Source organism: Acidiferrobacter thiooxydans (genome assembly GCF_003333315.1).
GTDB classification, from domain to species: domain Bacteria; phylum Pseudomonadota; class Gammaproteobacteria; order Acidiferrobacterales; family Acidiferrobacteraceae; genus Acidiferrobacter; species Acidiferrobacter thiooxydans.
In genome coordinates, this window is the sequence record NZ_PSYR01000001.1 from 684,759 (window position 1) to 706,431 (window position 21,673).

General features: G+C 63.4%; 17 protein-coding genes and 1 pseudogene. 15 read left to right on the forward strand and 3 right to left on the reverse strand.

All coding sequences use genetic code 11. From position 1 onward, the window contains the following. Positions 1 to 8: 8 nt before the first annotated feature. The 5 genes from C4900_RS03415 to iscB all read left to right on the forward strand — a co-directional run bounded on the left by C4900_RS03415 (position 9) and on the right by iscB (position 4,999). The gene (locus C4900_RS03415) at positions 9 to 410 is read left to right on the forward strand and encodes an ExbD/TolR family protein (protein ID WP_065971789.1); all 402 of its coding nucleotides are present in this window, start codon (positions 9 to 11) and stop codon (positions 408 to 410) included. Positions 411 to 483: 73 nt separating this feature from the next. After that, positions 484 to 1,242: an energy transducer TonB gene (locus C4900_RS03420; protein WP_065971797.1), complete on the forward strand. Its 759-nt coding sequence runs from the start codon at positions 484 to 486 to the stop codon at positions 1,240 to 1,242. Between the two features lie 37 nt (positions 1,243 to 1,279). Next, the gene (locus tag C4900_RS03425; RefSeq protein ID WP_114282321.1) at positions 1,280 to 2,680 is read left to right on the forward strand and encodes a purine-cytosine permease family protein; all 1,401 of its coding nucleotides are present in this window, start codon (positions 1,280 to 1,282) and stop codon (positions 2,678 to 2,680) included. Between the two features lie 177 nt (positions 2,681 to 2,857). Then, positions 2,858 to 3,343, forward strand: coding sequence for a GNAT family N-acetyltransferase (locus tag C4900_RS03430; RefSeq protein ID WP_114282322.1), 486 nt, complete (start codon positions 2,858 to 2,860; stop codon positions 3,341 to 3,343). 240 nt (positions 3,344 to 3,583) lie between these two features. After that, entirely contained in the window at positions 3,584 to 4,999 is a 1,416-nt protein-coding gene (gene iscB / locus C4900_RS03435) for an RNA-guided endonuclease IscB (RefSeq protein ID WP_114282323.1), read from the forward strand. 220 nt (positions 5,000 to 5,219) lie between these two features. Here iscB and C4900_RS03440 read toward each other — a convergent pair whose 3' ends face one another. Both C4900_RS03440 and C4900_RS03445 read right to left on the reverse strand, forming a co-directional pair. Continuing rightward, complete coding sequence (locus C4900_RS03440; protein ID WP_065971785.1) at positions 5,220 to 5,927, reverse strand: class II aldolase/adducin family protein; 708 nt, start codon at positions 5,925 to 5,927, stop codon at positions 5,220 to 5,222. Continuing rightward, a complete protein-coding gene (locus C4900_RS03445) occupies positions 5,915 to 6,718 on the reverse strand; it encodes a transporter (protein WP_170132395.1) in 804 nt (267 codons plus the stop codon). Before C4900_RS03445 ends, C4900_RS03440 begins: the two co-directional genes overlap by 13 nt. A 232-nt stretch (positions 6,719 to 6,950) precedes the next feature. Here C4900_RS03445 and C4900_RS03450 point away from each other — a divergent pair, with 232 nt between their 5' ends. Further along, positions 6,951 to 7,331, forward strand: coding sequence for a DUF302 domain-containing protein (locus C4900_RS03450; protein WP_065971795.1), 381 nt, complete (start codon positions 6,951 to 6,953; stop codon positions 7,329 to 7,331). Between the two features lie 132 nt (positions 7,332 to 7,463). Then, complete coding sequence (locus C4900_RS03455; RefSeq protein WP_114282325.1) at positions 7,464 to 8,681, forward strand: metallophosphoesterase; 1,218 nt, start codon at positions 7,464 to 7,466, stop codon at positions 8,679 to 8,681. Here the strand turns inward: C4900_RS03455 and C4900_RS03460 are convergent. Continuing rightward, positions 8,678 to 9,853, reverse strand: a complete 1,176-nt coding sequence (locus C4900_RS03460) for a hybrid sensor histidine kinase/response regulator (RefSeq protein ID WP_065971783.1) — start codon at positions 9,851 to 9,853, stop codon at positions 8,678 to 8,680. The two genes, C4900_RS03455 and C4900_RS03460, sit on opposite strands and share 4 nt — an antisense overlap. 251 nt (positions 9,854 to 10,104) lie before the next feature. On the opposite strand from C4900_RS03460, the gene C4900_RS03465 reads away from it, so the two are divergent. The 8 genes and pseudogenes from C4900_RS03465 (at position 10,105) to kdpB (C4900_RS03500) (ending at position 21,666) form a co-directional block, all read left to right on the forward strand. Beyond that, on the forward strand, positions 10,105 to 11,589 hold the full coding sequence (locus C4900_RS03465) for a type IV pili methyl-accepting chemotaxis transducer N-terminal domain-containing protein (protein ID WP_065971782.1): 1,485 nt from the start codon (positions 10,105 to 10,107) through the stop codon (positions 11,587 to 11,589). A 461-nt stretch (positions 11,590 to 12,050) separates the two neighbouring features. Then, on the forward strand, positions 12,051 to 12,143 hold the full coding sequence (gene kdpF / locus C4900_RS03470) for a K(+)-transporting ATPase subunit F (RefSeq protein ID WP_065971781.1): 93 nt from the start codon (positions 12,051 to 12,053) through the stop codon (positions 12,141 to 12,143). After that, positions 12,140 to 13,896, forward strand: a pseudogene (kdpA, locus tag C4900_RS03475) (potassium-transporting ATPase subunit KdpA). Before kdpF (C4900_RS03470) ends, kdpA (C4900_RS03475) begins: the two are co-directional and overlap by 4 nt. 13 nt (positions 13,897 to 13,909) lie before the next feature. Next, positions 13,910 to 15,985, forward strand: a complete 2,076-nt coding sequence (gene kdpB, locus C4900_RS03480; protein ID WP_065971779.1) for a potassium-transporting ATPase subunit KdpB — start codon at positions 13,910 to 13,912, stop codon at positions 15,983 to 15,985. Between the two features lie 8 nt (positions 15,986 to 15,993). Further along, a complete protein-coding gene (kdpC, locus tag C4900_RS03485; protein WP_065971794.1) occupies positions 15,994 to 16,587 on the forward strand; it encodes a potassium-transporting ATPase subunit KdpC in 594 nt (197 codons plus the stop codon). A 1,183-nt stretch (positions 16,588 to 17,770) separates the two neighbouring features. Further along, entirely contained in the window at positions 17,771 to 17,848 is a 78-nt protein-coding gene (gene kdpF, locus C4900_RS17125) for a K(+)-transporting ATPase subunit F (protein WP_411675220.1), read from the forward strand. 3 nt (positions 17,849 to 17,851) lie between these two features. Further along, positions 17,852 to 19,600, forward strand: a complete 1,749-nt coding sequence (gene kdpA / locus C4900_RS03495) for a potassium-transporting ATPase subunit KdpA (protein WP_065971777.1) — start codon at positions 17,852 to 17,854, stop codon at positions 19,598 to 19,600. After that, positions 19,597 to 21,666 carry a potassium-transporting ATPase subunit KdpB gene (gene kdpB / locus C4900_RS03500; protein ID WP_083996186.1) on the forward strand — a complete coding sequence of 690 codons (2,070 nt, stop codon included), beginning with the start codon at positions 19,597 to 19,599 and terminating at the stop codon, positions 21,664 to 21,666. Before kdpA (C4900_RS03495) ends, kdpB (C4900_RS03500) begins: the two co-directional genes overlap by 4 nt. Positions 21,667 to 21,673: the final 7 nt, after the last annotated feature.

Sequence of the window (21,673 nt, forward strand, 5' to 3'; positions counted from 1 at the left end):
AGGATGCCATGACACCACGAATGGGTCGACGCAAGAAGGGTCGTGTGGAAATCATCCCGATGATCGATGTCATGCTGTTCCTGCTCGTATTCTTCATCATGATCACGATGCAGATGATTTCGGATCGGGGCCTGCACCTTAACCTGCCGACATCGAGCCAGGCGCACGCGTTGCCGCATCCGCATTTTGTCATCAACGTAAAGACCCCGGGTACGGTGATCGTGAACGACAAGCATTATGACCTGGCAGCCTTGGTTGCGATGCTGCATGGGGATGGCGATCCGGCCAAGACCCAGGTGACGATCGCGGCCGACAAGAAGGTGCCATTCCAGGAATTCGTGCATGTCATGGACGCCTGTCGCAAGGCCGGCGTGAGCCAGATCGGGATCGCCACGGAGCCCAAGGCATGAACGGGTCTCGTGGACGAATAATGCGTGTCGAAGGGCTGCCGGACGGTAAGGGATGGGGGTCGAGGAGGCGCGTATGAGCGTTTTGGGGTGGTCCAGTGGGCCGACGCGCGCTGGCGGTGACGGGGACGGCGACGAGCCGCGGGTGTTCGGGTATGCCCTGGCTGGGGCCTTCGTGCTGGAGGTCGCGCTAGTCGCGCTTGTGGCCCTGTGGCCTCACAGCGTGCCGCGCACGGTCCGTCCAAGTTCGATCGCGGTACAGATGGTGACGCTCCCGAGGCCTGTGCCGCCGCAACCCAAGCCGCGGCCACGACCTGTGGTTCCGCCGCCTGTGGTCCATAAGATTCCCCCCAAGCCGATCGTGACCAGGGCCCCGGTGCATGAGGTGGTGCCGCCGCCCATAAAACCCAAGGTAGTCCCGAAGACGGTACCTGTGGTGCCGGCGCATAGGCCAAGGCCTGTGGCCCATCCCCATAAGGCGGTGCCGCTGAAGGCGCATAAGCCGGCGCCCGCGCCTAGTCCGTCGCCGCGACTCCTTGCCTCGCTCATGTCGCGCTACGTGGGCCTCGTGCGGCCCATGATACAGGGGCATTTGCACGTGCCGGCCATGCTGAAGGCCATGGGCCTTTCCGGCCGCTCTACGATAGAATTCCGGCTGTCTCCGAGCGGCCGCCTGCTGTGGGCCAAGGTGCTTGTGCCTAGTCATATTCGGGCGGTGAACGGCGCCGCGCTTGCGGCGGTCGAGCGCGGACACTTCCCACCGTTCCTAAAGCGCATGCCGAGGCGAGACACGACCTTCGAGATCACCGTGCACATCAGTGGCGACGGTTCATGAGCGGTGTTGGGCGTGGCATAAGAAGGGGGGCCAAACCATGGCGCGCGAACGGCATTCTCTAGGGGCGACCGGCGCGGACCAGCGCCACGGCTCCTCGTGGGGGGCGCTCTTTATATGGCTCGCCGCGACCATGACCGCCTCGACCATTCCCTTGGGCGGCATCATGGCGCAGGCATTCCCGGGCGCGCCGTTTTTGTGGGTGATGCTGGCGGCTTCCGGGTGTTTCCTGTTAGTCGGCATCGTGAGCATCCCTGGGTTTGTCTATGGTCTGCCGACCATGGTGGTCTCGGAGCATCTATTGGGTGCGCGCGTCAATCGTGTCATATCAGCGGCCAATTGGCTTTCCCAGGTGGGGTGGGAGAGCGTGGTCCTTGTGATCGTCATCTATATCGTGCGCAGTCTGTTGTTTCAAGGCGAGGTCGTCTATCCGGTGAGTGCGACACTGATCGCGCTCGCGGTATCGTTGTTTGCCAACTTCACGGTCCCGCTCCTTGGCTACCGTGCCATCGTCGCGGCCCAGAAGGCAGGCGCCGTTCTGCTCATGCTGTTTTCGATCGTCATCCTTTTTCATGTGCCTTTGAAGGCAAGCCTTCTGAGCACCCGCACGGCCGTGTCGATGACTACGCTGCGCGAGGCCCTGGGCGCCTTGTCCCTGGGGCTTATGGGCGGGGCGCTTTCCTGGACCATGTTCGCATCCGACTACTCCCGGTTCACGCGCGCCGACACGCCACTTGCGCGCGTCGCGTGGGCGCCCGCGGTCGGGGGCTTCCTGGGATCGTTCGTGATCCTCTTTGTATCCGTGGCCTTGTATCAGGCGGGCGGAGTGACATTCGGCAGGGACGGTATCGCCTTTCCGCGGGGGATGTTTCATAGCGAGGTTCTGTACTATGGGTTTTGCCTCTTCGCGATCGTAGGATTGCTCGCCTCCAACTTCTTGAACGCGTTCAGCTCGGCCTTTAGCCTCGCCGTTACCTTACGGCGTGACCTGAATCGACGCCTCTCGACCTTCGTGGATGCCTCCATAGGCACGGCGATGGCCATCTGGATCCTGTTTTATGCCCCGACCTTTCTGGACGTGTTCGAGACATTCCTATCTCTCCTCATCATCGTTGCCGCCCCTTGGACGGGTGTGGTCGTCGTGCAGATACTGGGGGACCTTTTGGGCCGGGGATTGCCGCCGGACCCGGCATCATGGGCCGAAGGTCGTCGCTTGCGCGCAGGGGTGCTGGTGATCGCGATTGTGGCGAGCGCGCTTTTTTCGAGCAACCCTCTATGGGTGGGCTATGGTGCCCATGCGCTCGGGGGAGTCGATATTTCGCCGCTGGTCGGGTTCGCCTTGGCGGCGCTGCTGGCAGTGGTTGTGCGTCTGGCGGGTGGGGCGTCGCGACCGGCCAGTGTCGAGCCGGCCAAGGCTGACGCGCCCCCTCCTGTAGCATGAAGGGCGGCGTCGGAGGGGCGCGCGCCTTTTACGGCATGCCACGGCAGGCGTGACTCATGCCGGGTGGATGGCTTCGGTAAAGGCCGCGTGACCCGAAGCCCGGCACGATGGCAAGTGGCGCCTGTCCCCCAGCATGCCCTACTATAGAGAGCCTTCCTGATCGAGAGAGGGTGCCGCGTGGGCGCCATCAGCGAATGGAGATTTGCCGGTGCCGGCGAGGCCGCCGTGCTCGCCAAGCTCGTGAACGACGCCTATCGTGCCACCGGCCCGGTCAAGGGCTGGACGAGCGAGGCGCACCTGTTGGGTAGACAACGCATCGATGCCGATATGCTGCGCGCGATCCGCGCGCGCGATGACAGCCGCATCCTGCAGGCGTACAGCGCGGGGACGTTGTGCGGCTGTATCCATCTCGAAAAGGCGTCATCGACCAGGGTCGATCTCTGGCTCTTTGCGATCTGCCCCGGTCTGCAGGGCCGGGGCCTCGGGCGGTCTGTGATCGAGCATGCCGAACGCTGGGCCGTGACTGACTGGGGCACACAGCACGCCGAGATCACGGTAATCGACCTGCGGCAGGATCTCGTCGCTTGGTATCGGCGCATGGGTTGTCAACTACCCCGGCATAAATGCCGGAGCTTGGAGGTGAAAACCAAAAGGCTCGGTTGACCAGGGAAAGCGGTATCCAACCCGCTACGTTTGCAACAGGTCGTTACGACCCACTCCGGGATGCTTCCTCAGTCCCGGACACTGGAAGGTGAGAATAATGCGGGCGAAAGGCAAAGCGCCGAATGTTTTCACCGCACCCGAGAGGGTGGAGCCGGTTGCTGACATTCCCGAGGGGAGATGGGTGGAGACACCCGCGTCACTGGCGCCCGTAAGGGCGGTTTTGGAGCAAGAGAGGATCGTATGGCGGTATTGGTATTAGATCGCAGGAAAAGACCATTGATGCCGTGCTCGGAACGGCGCGCCCGGGTCTTGTTGGCGCGGGGTCGGGCGCGGATCCACCGGATAGTGCCGTTTACCATCCGGTTGGTGGACCGGTTGCAGGAAGACTCCACCCTGCAACCATTGCGGCTGCAGGCGGATCCGGGGTCGAAAGGCACCGGTCTGGCGCTTGTGCGGGAGCAAGAGACCGTGGACGAAGTAACTGGCGCCATGATCCGGACCATTGTCGTGGTGATGTTGCTGGAGATCGCGCACCGGGGCCAGACCCTCCACGAGGTCTTGACCCAGCGCCGGGCGTTCCGCCGGCGCCGTCGTGGGAACTTGCGGCATCGCCCAGACCGTTTCGACAACAGAACCAGACCGGAGGGGTGGTTGGCCCCGTCCCTCCAGCACCGGGTCGATACGACAGCCTCCTGGGTCGATCGCCTCTGCCGGTGGGCGCCCGTGACATCCCTGTCGCAGGAGCTGGTGCGGTTTGATACCCAGCAGATGCAAGACCCCGAGATCGCTGGCGTCATGTACCAGCAAGGAACCTTGGCCGGGTACGAGGTGAGAGAATATTTACTGGAGAAGTGGGGGCGGAAATGCGTCTATTGCGGCCAGGAGGGCGTACCCATCGAGATCGATCACATCCACCCCAAGAGTCGGGGCGGGAGCGATCGCGTCAGCAACCTCACCCTCGCCTGTCACGACTGCAACCAGGCCAAGGGCAATAGTCCCCTGGAACAGTTCTTGGCCAAGCAGCCGGAGGTATTACGACGGATCCAGGCCCAGGCCAAAACCCCCTTGAAAGACGCCGCCGCCGTGAATAGCACCCGCTGGGCCCTGGTCCAGCGGTTGAAGGCGACAGGCCTCGAGGTGGAGGTCGCGAGCGGCGGCCGGACCAAGTGGAATCGTCACCGCCTGCACCTCCCCAAGACCCATAGCCTCGATGCCGCCTGTGTCGGGCACGTTGATGCCATCCACTGCTGGCAACAACCCGTCCTAACCATCAAGGCCACAGGTCGGGGGAGTTACCAACGTACGCGCCTCACCCGCCACGGTTTCCCCCGCGGATATTTGACCCGAAACAAAAGCGCCTTTGGGTTCCAGACGGGGGATCTGGTCCGGGCTTTTGTTACGAGCGGGAAGAAGGCGGGTAGGTATCTTGGCCGCGTGGCCATCCGCGCCAGCGGGAGTTTCAACATCCAGACCGCAACCGGTCTGGTCCAAGGCATCCCTCACCGATTCTGCACCCTAATCCAGAGGGCGGATGGGTATGGATATGCCCTCACGCAGAGAGCCTTTGACATAGGAGAAGCGGGAACAGGGGCGGCTTACGCCGCCGCGCTCTCCCTCCCTGGGCTGAACCCCAGGGTTTCCCGCGTTATTGGATGAATTCACTGGTGAGCGCCGGGCCTTTCCTTATGGAGACGAACGTTTTGGCATCCCGAAGCGGTCCGATCGGCGTTGGCGGTGATGCGCAAGGCCTTGCCCGATCATGGGGCCTTCTGAGGGCCAGGTGTTGCGATACCTTGTGTGCGGGCCAGATGGTCCTGCTGGTCTGTGGCGCATGGCGGGTAGGCCTGATGGCCTTTATGGGCGGGTGCGGAAATCCTTATCCCGATGGTCGCTGGTCTCTCGTCTTCGGCGCCAGGCCGCGGGCGCGGGTCAAGGTCTGAATGAGGATGTCGCCGGCGGTATCGGCGGTGGCGGCGTAGCTTATCACCCCGTTTTCATGGCCACCCATGACCAGGAGCCCGGCGGCGCGACTGTCGGGGAGGGCGAGGAGGGCCTGGACCTCGCGCGCCATTTCCGGGGTCCCGTAGGGCACGCGGCGATCGGTCGACGGGAGTCCGAGGACGTCGGCGCACGACCAGATCTCCGGTGAGTGGCCGTGGAATACATACCGCACGTCGGCGCGCGATGCGTAGAAGATGGCATGCGTCAGGGACTCCGAGGAGGGCGGCGCCGGTCCCTCGGCGTCGATGCGGTTGGCGGCCAGGTCCCAGCCCGTCACGAGACTGTAGTCTTTGGGTGTGAGTATGGGTTTGTGGCCGGTCTGGGTCGCGGTGATCACAAAGCACCCGCTGCGATCTTGCGCATCGAAGCGCTCACTTACGTTTCCGAAGCCGACAGCGCCTGTCGCGGTGAGCTCCTGCCCTATGAGCCCGAGATCGAAGAGTATCCGCCGCCAGGCCTGCAGGGTGGCAAGGCGCGCGGCCATGAACGGTGCGCTGCGGGTGTAGTAAAGCGCGAACTTCGTGACACCTTCGCGTTCGCAGGTCGCAGGATCGTTGCCGCCGCCCTTTTCTAGAACTCCCATCCCGCACCCATCCCCCAGTAGTGGCGGTAGCCGCCCAGGGCCCCGGACAAGCGCTGCCCGATCTCCGCATCCACCTCGATGCGGCGTGTCACGAGGTATTGTACCCCCCCGTCGGTGTCCCAGCCGCTGCCGACCCCCTGGCCGGTGTGGGTCTGCCCATAGACCTCGGCGTACAGTTGCCAGCGCGGGTCAATGAGCCAGGTGGCGGTGAAATCCGGGTTCAGGCTCGTATAGCGGCGGCCTTGTTGGTCGTAAAGGCTCGTGACCCCGAGCATGAGCCCGAGCGCGACGCTATGCGTCACGCTGTAACTCACGATCCCGTTCACGGCCGTTCCCCAGCCGTCTGTGGTGCCGGCGGCATTGCGCGTCCCGGGTGCCGTGAACAGCACCTCGCCGGTATAGATCCATCGGCGCGTATAGCCCCATTCGTGTTTGAGTCCCATGACCACCGCGCTGTAATCGGTCTCGCCGCCGTTTTCATTGCCGGCATAGATCGCGTTCGGGGGCAGGAGCACGAATTCATTCCGATGCGGCAGGCCGAATCGCAGTTCCGTCTGCGGGAGCGTTTGGCGCGTGCCGTCGTTCGTATTGAGGTGGGCATAGCCCATCTCCAAGATGGCGCGTCCCGGTTGGGCCACGCAGGCGCTGTCGGCGACAGTCGGCCGGTCGAGCTCCGCGAGCAGGCCCGAGGGGCCGGTACAGGGATTCGGGAGCGAGGGCATGGGCAGGGCCCATGCCGACGCCGAAACGAGCAGCCAGGGGATGATGATGAGGATCGATGTCGGGCGCATGATGTCAGTCTTGTCTTTGGGTGGATTTTGTGTGAGCCTCGAAGTCGGCGAATGATAGAGCAGCCGCTGATGTTTTTCATTACAGTCGATCATCGGGCAGACGGCAAGGGGGTTTGTCGGGATGCGGTCCAGGGTCTCAGGCATCCTGAGTTTGCAGTCATCTCTGATCGCCCGGGGTCTTCCCAGTACAAAGCCGGTCTTGCCGGACAAGGACGAGCGGATGAGCAAGGATTTGGTGCAAACGGCATCGCCTTACGACTGCGACGAGACCGTGGAGCGTTTGAAGGCGGCAGTCGCCGCGGTACCCATGGGTCTTGTGGCGCATATCAACGGACAGGCCAACGCCGCCAAGAAGGGCCTTACCGTCGACTGCGATCAGATATTGGAGGTCTTTCGGCCGGACTTCGCAGTCCGTGTATGGACTGCACGCAAAGAGGCGGGGCTCGATATCCCGTTGCGCCTCCACATCTATGTCCGGGACGGCCGCACGACGGTGACGTACCGCCGCCCTTCGCGCGTGTTCGCACCCTACGGTCACCCGGATCTCGACACCTTGGGCGCCGAACTCGATACGCTCTTCGCCGAGATCGTGGCGCGCGCGCTGGACTCCTGAGGCGGTGAGGCGCATTGCGCCCTTATATTGAAACGTTCCGTTTGCCGGATAGTTTGATGCGGGTGTCTAAAGGTGCCTGGGAGCGCTCGGGGTGATGCGCCACAATGGCGTCTGGCCTTCGGGGGTTCATAGATGATTTTTCCTGTGTTCGTAACCCTTTATGGTCTGGCGCACGTCCTCATATGGCATGTCCTGACCGCCGGCCTGGGGTTGCCGTGGCCCGCACGCCTGGGTCTTGGTGCGGCGCTTGCGGGTCTTGGGCTGACCCCGTTTCTCGCCCGGCGCCTCGATCGGCGAGGGTTCGGAATCTTGGGTCGGGTGTTTTCCTGGATCGGCTATACCTGGGCCGGCCTGGTGCTGCTGTTTGTTATGGCACGACTCGCGGCCGATCTGGTGTTGGCGGTTTCGTTCCTGTTGACCGGTGCGCCGCCTGCGCCTGCCGCCAGGCTCGTGTCGCTGGCGATCACCCTCGGCCTTACCGTGGCACTGGCGCTCTACGCCTTCATCGAGCGTTCCCGCATTCGTGTCGAGACGATCGACATACCGACCACGAAGGATGTCGGCCCTTCCGGGGTATTGTGCATAGCCCAGGTCTCGGATGTGCATATAGGGTCCATGAATGGGCGGCGGCGTATCGAGGCGCTCTTGAAGCGGCTGCGCGACCATGATCCCGATGTCGTGGTGTCGACCGGCGATCTGATCGATTCGCGGGCCGGCCTTGCGGTACCCGTGACCGAGGTCTTGTCGGCCTTGAAGCCGCGCCTTGGAAAGTTCGCGGTCATCGGCAATCACGAGTGTTACGCGGGTCTTGCGCCGGCGCTCGCGTTCATGGAGCGTTGCGGGTTTGTCGTGCTGCGCAATTGCGCGGTGACCGTTCCCGGCCTGCGGATCGTGGGCGTGGATGATCCGGTGGCCGGTCGGCCGGGTGAGTCGGCGAGAAACGAGGTGCGGGTCCTGCGCGGACTGTCGTCGGATGGGGTCTTTACGGTGTTGCTCAAGCATCGCCCCGAGGTATTGCCTGGTGCGGAGACCCGTTTCGACCTGCAACTCTCCGGGCACACTCACAAGGGCCAGATCTTCCCTCTGGGCTTTCTGACCCGCCTCTACTATCCGGCGCACGACGGGCTTTTTCGTCTGGCGCGCGCCTCTTATCTCTATGTGAGTCGTGGGACCGGGGCCTGGGGGCCGCCGTTTCGCTTGCTCGCGCCGCCCGAGATCACGCTCTTTCGCGTGGGGCCGGGGCGCCCCGATCCGGGAGGGCAGTTGGCCCCGGTCGTGTCTCTCGCTCCTGTCGGCGCAAAGGAGGGGTCCGCGCCTACAGTGACGGCCTTCAGCGATCGGCGTTCCTAGGTCGCTTGTCCGGCAGTCATGCCGGGTTCGGCCAGGATGACATCGTGTGTCGGCGAGGGCCTCACCGGGATACGGATCCAGAAGGTGGCGCCGCGGGTGACATTGTTGCGCACCCCGATTTCGCCCTGGTGGAGGGCGATCAACTCCTTGCAGATGGCAAGACCCAGGCCGGTACTTTGCTCGTTCCCGGTGGGTTTATTACTGAGCGACCGGTAGGGCTGAAAGAGGTGCGCCTGGTCCTGCGCGGACAGTCCAGGGCCTTCATCGGACACCTCGCACACGATGTACTCACCGTCGATGAGGGTGGAGATCATGATCCGGGTCTTCGCCGGACTGAACTTGATGGCGTTACCGATCAGATTGTCGAGCACCTGCAGGAGGCGCAGTTCGTCGGCCAGGATGTGGGGCAGCCCCGGCGAGAATTTGAGGCCAAGCTCGATACCCTTGCCATGGGCATAGCCGGAATTGTGGGCCACGGCTTGCCGGACGATGGCGCCGAAGTCTGTGGACTGCTTTTGCAGATGGATACGACCGGCGCGGATGGCGCCCATATCGAGAAGCTCACCTATGATCTGTTGCATGTACTTCCCGGTATCGATCAGGAGATCCAAGGCCGATTGATCGTCGGCCGACATCGGTTCACCGCCTTGTGTCGACAGCCGGATCTGGCTTGCGATGTCGAGCATGAGCATGATCGGTTTTTTCAGGTCATGGCTCGCGGTCCGCAGAAAGTGATCGTTGACGTCCTTCAGCGCCTTGAGCGTGATCTGTGTGCGGACGCGGGCGCGCACCGTGCCGGCGTCAAAGGGTTTCACGACATAATCGTTGGCCCCGTCGCGCAAGGCCGTCACGATATTCGCGCTATCGGATGAACCCGAGATGATGATGACCGGAAGGTGCAGGGGCGAGCGTTCGGCACGGATGGTGTTCAGCAGGCTCAGGCCGTTTATGGTACCCGGGAGGTGGAGATCGAGCAGGATAAGGTCGAAGTCCATGCTCGCAAGCTTCTCGGTCGCCTCGTGGGCATCACTTGCCAGTTGTACCATGTAGCCGTCGCGCTTCAAGCCGATGGCGAGCCCGGCGCGCAGTCCATCGTCGTCGTCCACCACGAGTATTCGCCGTCGCGGCGCATCGCCGCGGTCGCCGTTCGTTTCGGGCACCACGTTACTCATCTGGCATCATCCGGCAAGAGTACACCCCCGTTTTGGAAAGAATAGTCTAGGCCGCTTGTCTGACAAGGCGCGCTTCGCCCTACGTCGGGGCGCGAGGTGCATGGCGCGCCTCGCAATGGATCAGTCTGGTGCCGTATCTTGCCGGCACCAGGAGTGCCTTAATGGTGAAGAAACAGTCACTTGCCGAAAGCATGCGGGTTGGCCCCGTTTTTGCCAGGGATCGGCGAACGATCACGTGAAGGGGGTATCTTATGACCGAAGGCAAGGCACCCATGCGCATCGCCGCCAAGTACCGCACGCTCGTATCCTCGATTGCGTTGTTTCTGGTGCTCGATCTCTGCGTGCTGGTCTTGAACTTCACCTTGGCCTCACAGATCCAGAGGAATGCGGTGGCGGTGAATCTCGCCGGCCGGCAACGCATGCTGTCACAGCGCATGATGAAGGCCCTCTACCGGATCGATTATGCGGAAGATCATGACCGTAGCGCAGCCCCGGCCTTGGGGGAATTGCGCGCCACTGTGGGCCTCTTCGATCATACCCTCAACGCCTTCGCCCACGGCGGCATGGTCCCCGGCGGCACCGGTCGACCGGTCCATCTCGCGGCGGTGACCGGGGCCGCAGCCAAGGGCGTCTTGCACGAGGCCTTCGCCTTATGGAAACCCTACCGCCGGCTATTGAACCGCGTACGCCTCAACGCCCAGGGGCTGGCCCCTCATGACAGCCTGGGCCAGGCCATACGCTTCGGGGCCCATCACAATCTGCGCCTCCTCGGGCTCATGAACCAGCTCACGACCGCCATGCAGAATGTCGCCGCGGCCAAGGCCGCCCGCCTGCGCCTCATCCAGGTCACGGCCCTGATGCTCGCGCTCGCGAATTTCGCGCTGATCCTGTTCCATTTTCTGCGCCAACTCGCGGTGCGTGACCAGGCGCTCGAGGTGTATGAACGCAGCTTAGAGCGGCTCGTCGCGGAAAAGGATGGCGAGATCGGACGCATGAAGGCCCGTTACGAGGCGCTTTTGAATAAGGACGCACCCAAGGCCTCTGAGGCCGAGCAGGCGCGCCGGCGGATCGCAGTCCACCATGCGCTCGGGCGCTTCCGGGAAAAGGGACTGTCTGCCGATGACATCATGAATGCCATCGACCTTTTCGAGGAGCGTTACAATGCCTATCTGCACATCACCCTGACCGACTTCGTGCGTGATGTCTCAAAGATCGCGCGCGCCCCCGATCTGCGTCCAGCCTTGCACGCCGAGATCCTAAAGCAGTTCGGGCGACCACAACATCAAGATGACGTCGATCCGCTGCCGGCGGTGCGCGCCTACCGCCAGAGCCGCAAGAATGACGCCGCGGATACCGCGGTGGCCCCGCTCACCGCCTCGTTCGCGCTCGCCTTGGGCCACGTACTCGACCGCCTCGAGGCCCTCGACCGCGGCAAGGCGATCAGCCTGCGCATGTTTCTCGCAACCCGCCTGCACAATGTCGCGCTCGACGGTGTCGCCGCCGATGAGTTGCGTGACTATCTGGTAAAGCCGAGCCGGCCGGCCCTGTCCGCGCCTGTGGCACTGCAGGCCGGACAGACCATTCTGCACATGGCCTGGGAGTGGTGCCAGGAGAGCTTTGGGGCGTGCATCACGCGCTCGGTGTTCCAAAAGAGCGTGGAAAAGGTGCGCGAGACGGGTTCCGAACTGCTCGAGCTGTTTCCCCAGGCGGCGCTCGACGAGGCCGGTGCCCCTTAAGTTAATTAGAGCAAGGTCGGGTCCGATGCCCGGGCCCGACCTTCCCGTGGCCCGGGCATGTCTTGTTGTGCCGATACCTGCGGTTCCCTTACAACCCCGTAAGACCCCTGCGCAGGGTATACCGATGGCGCTGCTTGCGCCCCAACACTCTTAGGGTCGGTTCAAGCGCCCAAGGCCCCGGTCAGGGCAGCCGATCTCCTCGCAGCCCCGGGACTCCCGGCCTCGTTGTCCTGCCTAGACCGATGAGGCCGCCCCCCGGGCGCTGTCCGTGCTCTCCATGCCATTGATATGTAATAGAAATATATATCGGCACGTCATTTGCTTGCAGATTGGGTGCGGGGCTGCCCCGCTCATCTTGGGAGAGACGTGCCGATGGCATGGGTGTATTTCGGCGTGATTGTCGTGTTCTTTGCCGCTTCGATTGGGTTTACCGCGTTCCTCGAGCGCCTGCGGAGGAGGTCATGAGCGTCTTTGTCTGGGTGGGGCTGGCCCTGGGGGTCGCCTTGTTCGTCTATCTCCTCGTATTTTTGCTGAATCCGGAGCGCTTTCTATGACCTCGCCTGTCGAGACCCTGGTTGCCGTGCTGGTGGCCACCATCCTGTTGGCCCTGCCGCTTGGGGCCTACATGGCCCGCGTCTATAGCGGCGAGACCTTCTGGGCGACGCGCGCCCTGGGGCCCGTCGAACGCCTCTTCTATCGCCTGGCGGGCATCCATCCGGACGAGGAGATGGATTGGAAGCGTTATGCCATAGCGCTGCTCATCTTCAACCTCCTGGGCATGGTCTTTCTTTATGGTCTTTTGCTGTGGCAGCACGGGCTCCCGCTCAATCCCGAGCACTTCCCCGGCGTCACGCGCGCGCTGGCCTTCAACACCGCCGCGAGCTTCGTCACCAATACCAATTGGCAGGCCTATGGCGGCGAGTCGACGATGAGCTATCTGTCGCAGATGCTGGGTCTGGCCGTGCAGAACTTCCTGTCGGCAGCCACCGGTATCGTCATCGTGATCGCCATCATTCGCGGCATCATTCGCGCCAAGAGTCGTCATCTCGGCAACTTCTGGGTCGACATGACGCGTACTGTGCTCTATGTCCTGTTGCCCTTGTCGGTCATCCTCGGGCTTGTGCTCCTCGAGCAGGGTGCGCCCCAGACCCTGGGCGCTTATGTCCAGGCGCATCTGATTGCACCGTTTACAAGCGGCAAGACGCATGTCACCCATCAGACCATCGCCTTGGGTCCGGTGGCCTCGCAGGAGGCCATCAAGCAGCTCGGCAATAACGGTGGGGGCTTCTTTAATGCCAACTCCGCGCACCCCTTCGAGAGCCCGACGGCGTTCACGAATTATCTGCAGATGATCGCGATGATTCTGATCCCGACCGCGCTCGTGTTCATGTTCGGTCACATGGTCAAGGATCGTCGCCAGAGCATCATGATCCTGTCGGCCATGCTGGTGCTGTTTGTGCCCTTGGCGCTCGCGAGCCTGCATTACGATCTGGCGGCCAACTCGCTGTTCCATGGTCTTCCGGTCAGTCAGGCGACGACCGCGGCCAACGCCGGGGGTGGCAATATGGTAGGCGTCGAGGACCGCTTCGGGGCCGGGAGCTCGGCGCTCTTTGGCAGTCTTGCCACGGCCACCTCGACCGGCGCCGCAAACAGCGCCTACGACTCTTTCATGCCCCTGTCCGGCCTCGTCAATCTCTTTTTCATGCAACTTGGCGAGACGGCATTCGGGGGCGTGGGCTCGGGCCTTGCGACCATGTTGGCGTTCGTGGTCTTCGCGGTCTTCCTAGGCGGCCTCATGATCGGGCGTACCCCGGAGTATCTCGGCAAGAAGATCGAGTCCTTCGAGATCAAGATGGTCTCGTTGTCGATCCTCGTGATGCCCTTACTGGTGTTGATCGGCACATCGGTGGCGGTGGCGTTCGCCGCCGGGCGCGCCGGGCCGTTCAACCCTGGGGCGCACGGGTTCAGCGAGATCCTCTACGCCTTCACCAGCGCCTCGAACAATAACGGCAGCGCCTTCGGGGGCTTAGTGCCGATACCACCTTCTATAACGTGGCGACCGGTCTATGCATACTGTTCGGTCGCTATTGGAGTTATCTGCCGTTACTGGCCTTGGGCGGGTCGCTGGCCGCCAAGCAACGGCTGCCGGCGTCCGCCGGTACGCTCGGTGCCCACGGACCGCTGTTCGTTGGTCTGGTGGTGGGCGTGATCCTGCTGGTCGGCGCCTTGAACTTCTTCCCGGCCTTGGGGCTGGGACCGATCGCCGAGCAACTCACCCATGTACACGCGCTTGCCGCGTCGAAATAAGTAAGGAGACAGTATGAACGCGAAAGCGGCTACCGCAGCTCGGACCTTCGCCTGGGATCGCCTGGCGCGAGAGGCCCTGACCGATAGTTTCCGCAAGCTAAACCTCCGCCATCAGCTGCGTAACCCCGTCATGTTTGTTGTCTATGTCGGATCGTGGCTGGTGCTGGCGCTCTTTGTGCGCGACCTCATCATCCATAAACCGGCGCTCGCCACCTTCACCGGGGTAGTCGACGCCTGGCTGTGGCTGACCTTGCTGTTTGCAAGCTTCTCCGAGTCGTTGGCCGAGGGCCAAGGCAAGGCGCAGGCTGCGAGCCTCCGGCAGGCGCGCCAGGAGGTCGAGGCCAAGCGCCTGAAGGAGCCCCGCCCCGACAGCCCGTTCGAGAAGGTGACGGGCATGGCCCTGCGCACAGGCGATCATGTCCTCGTGCAGGCCGGCGACATCATCCCTTCGGACGGCGAGGCGGTCGTGGGCATCGCCTCGGTCGACGAGAGCGCGATCACAGGTGAGAGCGCGCCCGTGATCCGCGAGGCTGCCGGGGACCGTAGTGCCGTGACCGGCGGCACCAAGGTGTTGTCGGACTGGCTTGTGGTGCGCATCACCGCACAGCCGGGCGAGACCTTCCTCGATCGCATGATCAAGATGGTGGAGGGCGCCTCGCGTCGCAAGACCCCAAACGAGATCGCGCTTAGCATCCTGCTTGTGGTGTTGACGCTCGTGTTTCTGGTCGTGACCATCACGCTGTTCCCGTTTTCGTGGTACAGCGTCCATTATGCAGCGCACGCCGGCCATGTGGTCGGCATCACGGTGCTGGTGGCCCTGCTCGTATGCCTCATCCCGACGACCATAGGGGCATTGCTACCGGCGATCGGCATCGCGGGCATCATGCGTCTTTTGCGCGCCAACGTGGTTGCGACCTCCGGCCGCGCCATCGAGGCCGCGGGCGACGTCGATGTCTTGTTTCTCGACAAGACCGGGACGATCACCTACGGCAACCGCCAGGCGGCGGCATTCCACGCCGTGGCCGGGGTCACCGAGGCCCGTCTTGCCATGTGCGCCCGCCGCGCGTCGCTCGCCGACGCCACCCCCGAGGGCAAGAGCATCGTCACGCTCGCCGGCACGCGCTTTCCCAAGGAGACGGTGGCCTCGGGCGATACCGAGGACGGGGTTCTGGTGCCGTTTAGCGCCGACACGCGCATGAGCGGTGTCGATGTCTCGGGGCGACGGATCCGCAAGGGGGCGCCGGACGCCATGCGCCAATGGGTGGCCAAAGAGGGCGGGACTTGGCCGGAGGGCCTCGACCGCATGGTCGATAAGGTGGCCTCGGGTGGGGCCACACCGCTGGTCGTGTGCGAAGACCGCGAGGCCTTGGGGGTAGTCGAGCTCAAGGATATCGTCAAAAGCCGGATCCGCGAGCGGTTCGCGGCGCTGCGCACCATGGGTATCCGCACGGTCATGGTGACCGGCGACAACCCGCTCACCGCGCGCGCCATCGCCACCGAGGCCGGGGTCGACGATTTCATCGCCGAGGCCAAGCCCGAGGCCAAGCTCGCGCGCATCCAGGAGTACCACAAGGAAGGGCACATGGTGGCTATGACGGGCGACGGGACGAACGATGCGCCGGCACTTGCCCAGGCGGACGTCGCGTTGTGCATGGCAAGCGGCACGCAGGCGGCGCGCGAGGCCGCGAACATGGTGGATCTCGACTCCAACCCGACCAAGCTTTTGGAGATCGTCGGGATCGGCAAGCAGCTTTTGATCACTCGCGGGTCACTCACGACCTTCAGTGTCGCCAATGATATCGCCAAGTATTTCGCGATCATCCCGGCGGCCTTTGTGAGCACCTATCCGGCGCTTGGGGCACTGAACATCATGCATCTCAGTTCCCCCAGGCACGCGATCCTGGCGGCGGTGATCTTCAACGCCGTGATCATCCCGCTTCTGATACCGCTTGCCTTGCGCGGCGTCCGTTACCGGGCAGCGGCGGCTAAGGACCTGCTGCGGCGCAATATCTGGATATACGGGGTCGGCGGGATCATTGCGCCGTTTGTGGGCATAAAGCTCATCGATATGGTCTTGACATGGATATAGGAGGGGTGATGACGGCACGCGACATGCGGGCGGCGGTCGTATTGTTTCTGGTTCTCGCGGTCGTGACCGGGCTTATGTATCCGCTCGCCATGACCGGTCTTGGTCAGGCGCTGTTTCCGCGCCAGGCCAATGGATCGTTGATACGTGTCCAGGGCCGGGTCGTGGGATCGGCGCTCATCGGACAATACTTCCGGAGCCCTGGCCTGTTCTGGAGCCGTCCGTCGGCGACCTCCCCGGTGCCCTACGATGCCGAGGCCTCGAGCGCATCCAACCTGGGTCCGGACAACCCCGTGCTCCGCACGCACGTGGCGGCGCGCGTGGCGGCATTACGCAAGGCCGACCCCCAGGAGCGGGGGCCGGTACCGATCGATCTTGTGACCTCATCGGCCTCGGGGCTCGATCCTGACATCAGCATCGCCGCCGCCCGCTATCAGGTGGCGCGCGTGGCGCAGGTCACCAAGATCCCCAAGGCGCGGCTGGATGCGCTTATCAAACGCTACACCACGCCCCGTGCGCTCGGTTTCCTGGGCGAGCCCGTAGTCAACGTGGTGAAGCTCAATCTCGCCTTATGGAAGATGCGCGGCGGTCACATCCGCGGTTGAGCGCCAGCGCGAGGGGGTAAGATCGGGCGTGTCGTTAGGTCCATATCGGTTCGCAGAGAGGTAATGCCAGTTCGCATCGGATCCGTGTGAGAGGAGGGTGGATCCAGATGATCGGGGGTGCCTATGGGTTCGTGCGCGCCGGGCCTCAAGATAGACCCGGTTGTGCGTGCCGTTCGTACCTAGGGCTTCCATACCAATAGATACGTTCACGCTTCGGTGTGACAGGGATCTCACGGCCTGCGACGAGTACCACTGCGTCATCATCCAGCAGCGCGGTTGGCGCGCCTTACTGCCTTGGGGTCTGCGAAGGGTGTATGGACCGGCGCGGGCTGCCCAAAGGGGCTATGAGGGCGCAGCGTTCGCACGGGGGCCGTGCCGTAAGGGGCTTGTGCGCGAGGACGCAGGCCGTAGATCGGGGTGCAGGCCATAGCGCCCGCCATGGTGGGGCGTGACAATCGGGGCCCATGGCTTGCGGGTGTTTTGTGGGGCCGCCCTGGGCGTGGGTGCGACTGGTCCTTGACCAGCGGTGCCCTGTTATCGCGTACCGAGGATGCCCCGACCGTCACGGACCTGGTGTCCTGAATGACCAGGTCCCGTGAGCTGGGGGACGGCAATGCCCCCATGGCCCGATCAACCGGGATCCGGCATGGCCTGAGACATGCGCCCTCTCTGCGGGGTTTCTCAAGGATTTCCATGGCCCGCCGTGCCCCCGCCGCTGACGCAGGTTTTGGCACAAGGCCTTATGTCCACGCCGTTGCCTCGCGGTCCTGTCAACGGCCGGATTGTGCATCATGGATAAACCGACGGCATATCTGTCTGCAGGCCTATACCCAGCAGGCGGCACAGAGGCCCCCATACGGGGACTCCGGCGCCGCCACCGGGTGTTCCGGGCGTTAGGGCTTCACGGGGGGAATGGCGGGCCGCAGGGCTAGCCCCTAGGACGGTTCGCGGGTTCGTGGTAGATTTTGCCGTTTATCGGGCCCCGAACGCCGTCCCTCAAGGGCATGCGGGTCCGTTGCGGCGGTCTAGGCCTGGGCCCAGTCGGGTTCTCGGGACGGGAACGGGAGGTTGCGACGTTGTTTTGGATTATGGGGGGACTGTTCGTGGCCGTTTACGGGCTCCTTTGGGGTCTTGTCCGGTTTTCCGAATCCGTCATCCGGACCCGTGAAGGGGGCAACCGATGATGGATGTGCTGCTGGCGCTCATCGTCGTGGTGGCGGCCTACCTGGTGTATGCGATCCTGTATCCGGAACGGTTCTGAGGGATGAGTCCCGCGGCCTTCTGGCAGATCGTCCTCGAACTCGTGGTGGCAGGCGCTATCAGCGTGCCCTTCGGTCACTATCTCGCGCGCGTCTTTCAGGACCAAAAGACCCTGCTCGACCCGGTACTGGACCCTGTCGATCGTCTGATCTATCGCCTCATAGGCCGAGACGTCGTCGATCAGGCGATGGATTGGAAGGGCTACGCGACCAGCATGCTGCTCACCAATCTCCTGATGGGGCTTCTGATCTACGGGATCCTGTCATGGCAGGGGCATCTGCCGTGGAATCCCCTGCATTTCCCCGACGTCAACCCGTTTCTGGCGTTCAATACCGCCGCCAGTTTCATTACCAACACCAACTGGCAGAACTATGGCGGGGAGTCGACGCTGTCGCTCTTTAGTCAGATGGCGGCCATCACCTTCCCGATGTTTACCTCGGCGGCCACCGGCCTCGTGGTGGCCATCGCATTCTTCCGGGCGCTTGGGCCGGCCCGCGACAAGGGCCGCAACCTCGGCAATTTCTACCGGGATTTCGTACGCGTGCTGACGCGCGTCTTCCTTCTGCCTTGCCTTTTCATCACCCCGATCCTGGTATGGACAGGGTCGCCGGAGACGCTCACCGGCATGGTCACGGCGCACCTCATCCAGGGGGGCACGCAGCACATCCCGATGGGGCCGGTGGCCGATCTCGAGGTCATAAAGCACCTTGGTACCAACGGCGGTGGGTTCTTCAATGCCAATTCCGCGCACCCCTTCGAGAATCCGACACCCTTGTCGAATATCATCGAGACCCTGCTCATGATGGTGACGCCGATGGCGCTCGTCATCACCTTCGGACGCATGGTCGGTAACCCGAAGCTCGCGCGTGTCATGTATAGCGTCATGGCGTCCATGCTGGTGGTAGCAGTATTCGTGGCGGTGATCGCCGAGCAGCGCGGCACGCCGCTTCTGGCCCACGCCGGCCTCATGCAGCATGCCGGCGGTGGCCAGATGGGCGGCAACATGGTGGGCAAGGAGGTGCGCTTTGGCATCACCCAGAGCGCGATCTTCGACACCGTCAGTACCGCGTTTACGACAGGGACCGTGAACTCCATGCTCGATAGCTACACACCCCTCGGCGGCATGGTCTCGCTCGTGCAGATGATGTTGAACTGCGTATTCGGCGGCAAGGGTGTCGGGGTGCTCAATTTCCTCATGTATGGGCTGTTCGCGGTGTTCATTGCCGGCCTCATGGTCGGCAGGACCCCGGAGTTTCTTGGCAAGAAGATCGAGAAGCGCGAGATCGTGCTGGCGTCGCTCGCGCTTTTGGTGCATCCGCTCATCATTCTGATCCCGACCGCATGGTCGCTGGCCGCCCCCTACGGGGTAAGCTCGCTTGGCAACAGCGGATCGCACGGTCTGTCGGAAGTCCTTTACGCCTTTACCTCGGCGGCTGCCAACAACGGGTCGGCGTTCGCGGGCCTGAATGGTAATACCCCTTGGTATAATGTCTCGCTCGGTCTTGTGATCCTCTTTGGGCGCTATGCCTCGATCATCTTTATGCTCGCGATCGGCGGGTCGTTAGCGGCCAAGCCGCCCGTGCAGGAGACCATAGGGACTCTGAAGACCGACACCGCGCTATTCGGCGGATTCTGGTTCGCCACGATCATCGTGGTGGGGGCGCTCACCTTCTTCCCAGGCCTCGTGCTCGGGCCGATCGCCGAGTATTTCGCGCTCTACGCCCACCATACGATGTCCGGGGTGGGACGATGAGCGAGGCTGCGGCCGGCGCGCCCGGCCATACCGGGATACGCCGCAAGGGCGCGCGCGAACTCGTCGCCCAGGCAATCGTCGATTCCTTCCGGAAATTCCACCCGGCCGTGCAGGTCCGGAATCCGGTCATGTTCATCGTGTGGTTGTCGATGTTCGTGACCCTGGCCTTGACCTTTGATCCGGGGCTTTTTGGCAAGACCGATGTGACGGCTGCTTATAATGGTTTTGTGACCGCCATCCTGTTCTTCACGGTCTGGTTCGCCAACTTCGCGGAGGCGCTGGCCGAAGGCCGTGGCAAGGCACAGGCCGACAGCCTGCGTCAGACGAAGACCGACGTGACGGCGCGACGCATAGTTGATGACGACACCTTCGAGGTGATCATGGCCGGCGCCCTGCGCAAGGGCGACCGCGTGCGTGTCGAGCGCGGGGAGATCATTCCCACAGACGGCGAGATTCTCGAGGGCATCGCATCGGTCGACGAGTCGGCGATCACCGGCGAGTCCGCGCCGGTGTTGAAGGAGCCGGGGACCGACATGTTCTCGACGGTGACCGGCGGCACGCGCATCCTGTCCGACTGGCTGGTCTTTCGCGTGTCGGCCGACCCCGGTCACACCTTCCTCGATCGCATGATCCATCTCGTGGAGGGTGCTCGGCGCCAGAAGACGCCCAATGAGATCGCGCTTACAGTGCTGCTTGCCGTGCTGAGTCTCATCTTTCTGGTGGTAGTGGCGACATTAAAGCCGCTTGCCGCGTTTCTCCATATCGATCTCGACGTCGCCACCCTGATTGCTTTGCTGGTGGCATTGATGCCGACCACTATCGGGGCGCTGCTGTCTGCGATCGGCATCGCCGGCATTGATCGCGCAACGCGCTTCAACGTGTTGGCGATGTCCGGGCGCGCGGTGGAGGCCGCGGGTGATGTGCAGACCCTGATCCTCGACAAGACCGGCACGATCACCATGGGCAATCGCCAGGCTACCGAGTTCGTGCCCCTGCCTGGTTATAGCGAGAGCGATGTCGCGGCAATCGCGCTCGCCGCCTCCTGGTACGACACCACCCCCGAGGGGCGCTCCATTGTGGCGCTGGCCGTGGCACGCGGGGTCAAGCACGATCCCGTTTGGGAGCGGGGGCAGGGCGTGGAGTTTACTGCCGAGACGCGGATGAGCGGGACCGATTTGCCGGATGGCCGCAAGGCACGCAAGGGCGCGGTGGCGGCGGTGGCGCGCTATGTCCAGGAGGGATTCAAGACCACCGCGCCTGCGGAGCTAAAGGGTGCCGCCGAGCTGGTGGCGCGCAAGGGCGCGACGCCCCTGGCGCTTGCCATCGACGGCGAGCTCGTCGGCGTGATCGGCCTGTCGGATGTCTTGAAGCCGGGCATGCGCGAGCGGTTCGCCCACATGCGCAGCCTTGGCATAAAGACCGTCATGGTCACCGGCGACAACCCGATCACTGCACGCGTCATCGCCGAGCAGGCCGGGGTCGACGATTTCGTGGCCGAGGCCAAGCCCGAGGATAAGATCCGGGTGATCCGGTCCGAGCAGGCGCGGGGGCGGCTCGTGGCCATGACCGGGGACGGCACGAATGATGCGCCGGCGCTCGCTCAGGCGGACGTGGGGCTTGCCATGCATTCGGGGACGGTGCCGGCAAAGGAGGCGGCCAACATGATCGACCTCGATTCCGACCCCACCAAGCTGATCGATGTCGTGGCGATTGGCAAGCAGCTTTTGATCACGCGCGGCGCGCTCACGACGTTTTCGATCGCCAATGACGTCGCCAAGTATTTCGCAATGTTGCCGGCCATGTTCATGCTGGCGTTGCCGGGGGTCTCGGCGCTCAACATCATGCATCTCGCCACCCCTGAAAGCGCGGTCCTGTCGGCGCTCATCTTCAACGCCATCATCATCCCGATTCTCATCCCGCTGGCGCTGCGCGGCGTGCGTTTTCAGCCGACCACCGCCAATCATATGCTGGCGCGCAATGTGTTGCTCTACGGGCTCGGGGGCCTCATTGTGCCGTTCATCGGCATAAAGGTCATCGATCTTCTGTTGAGCCCGTTCCTGCGTTAGCCATAAG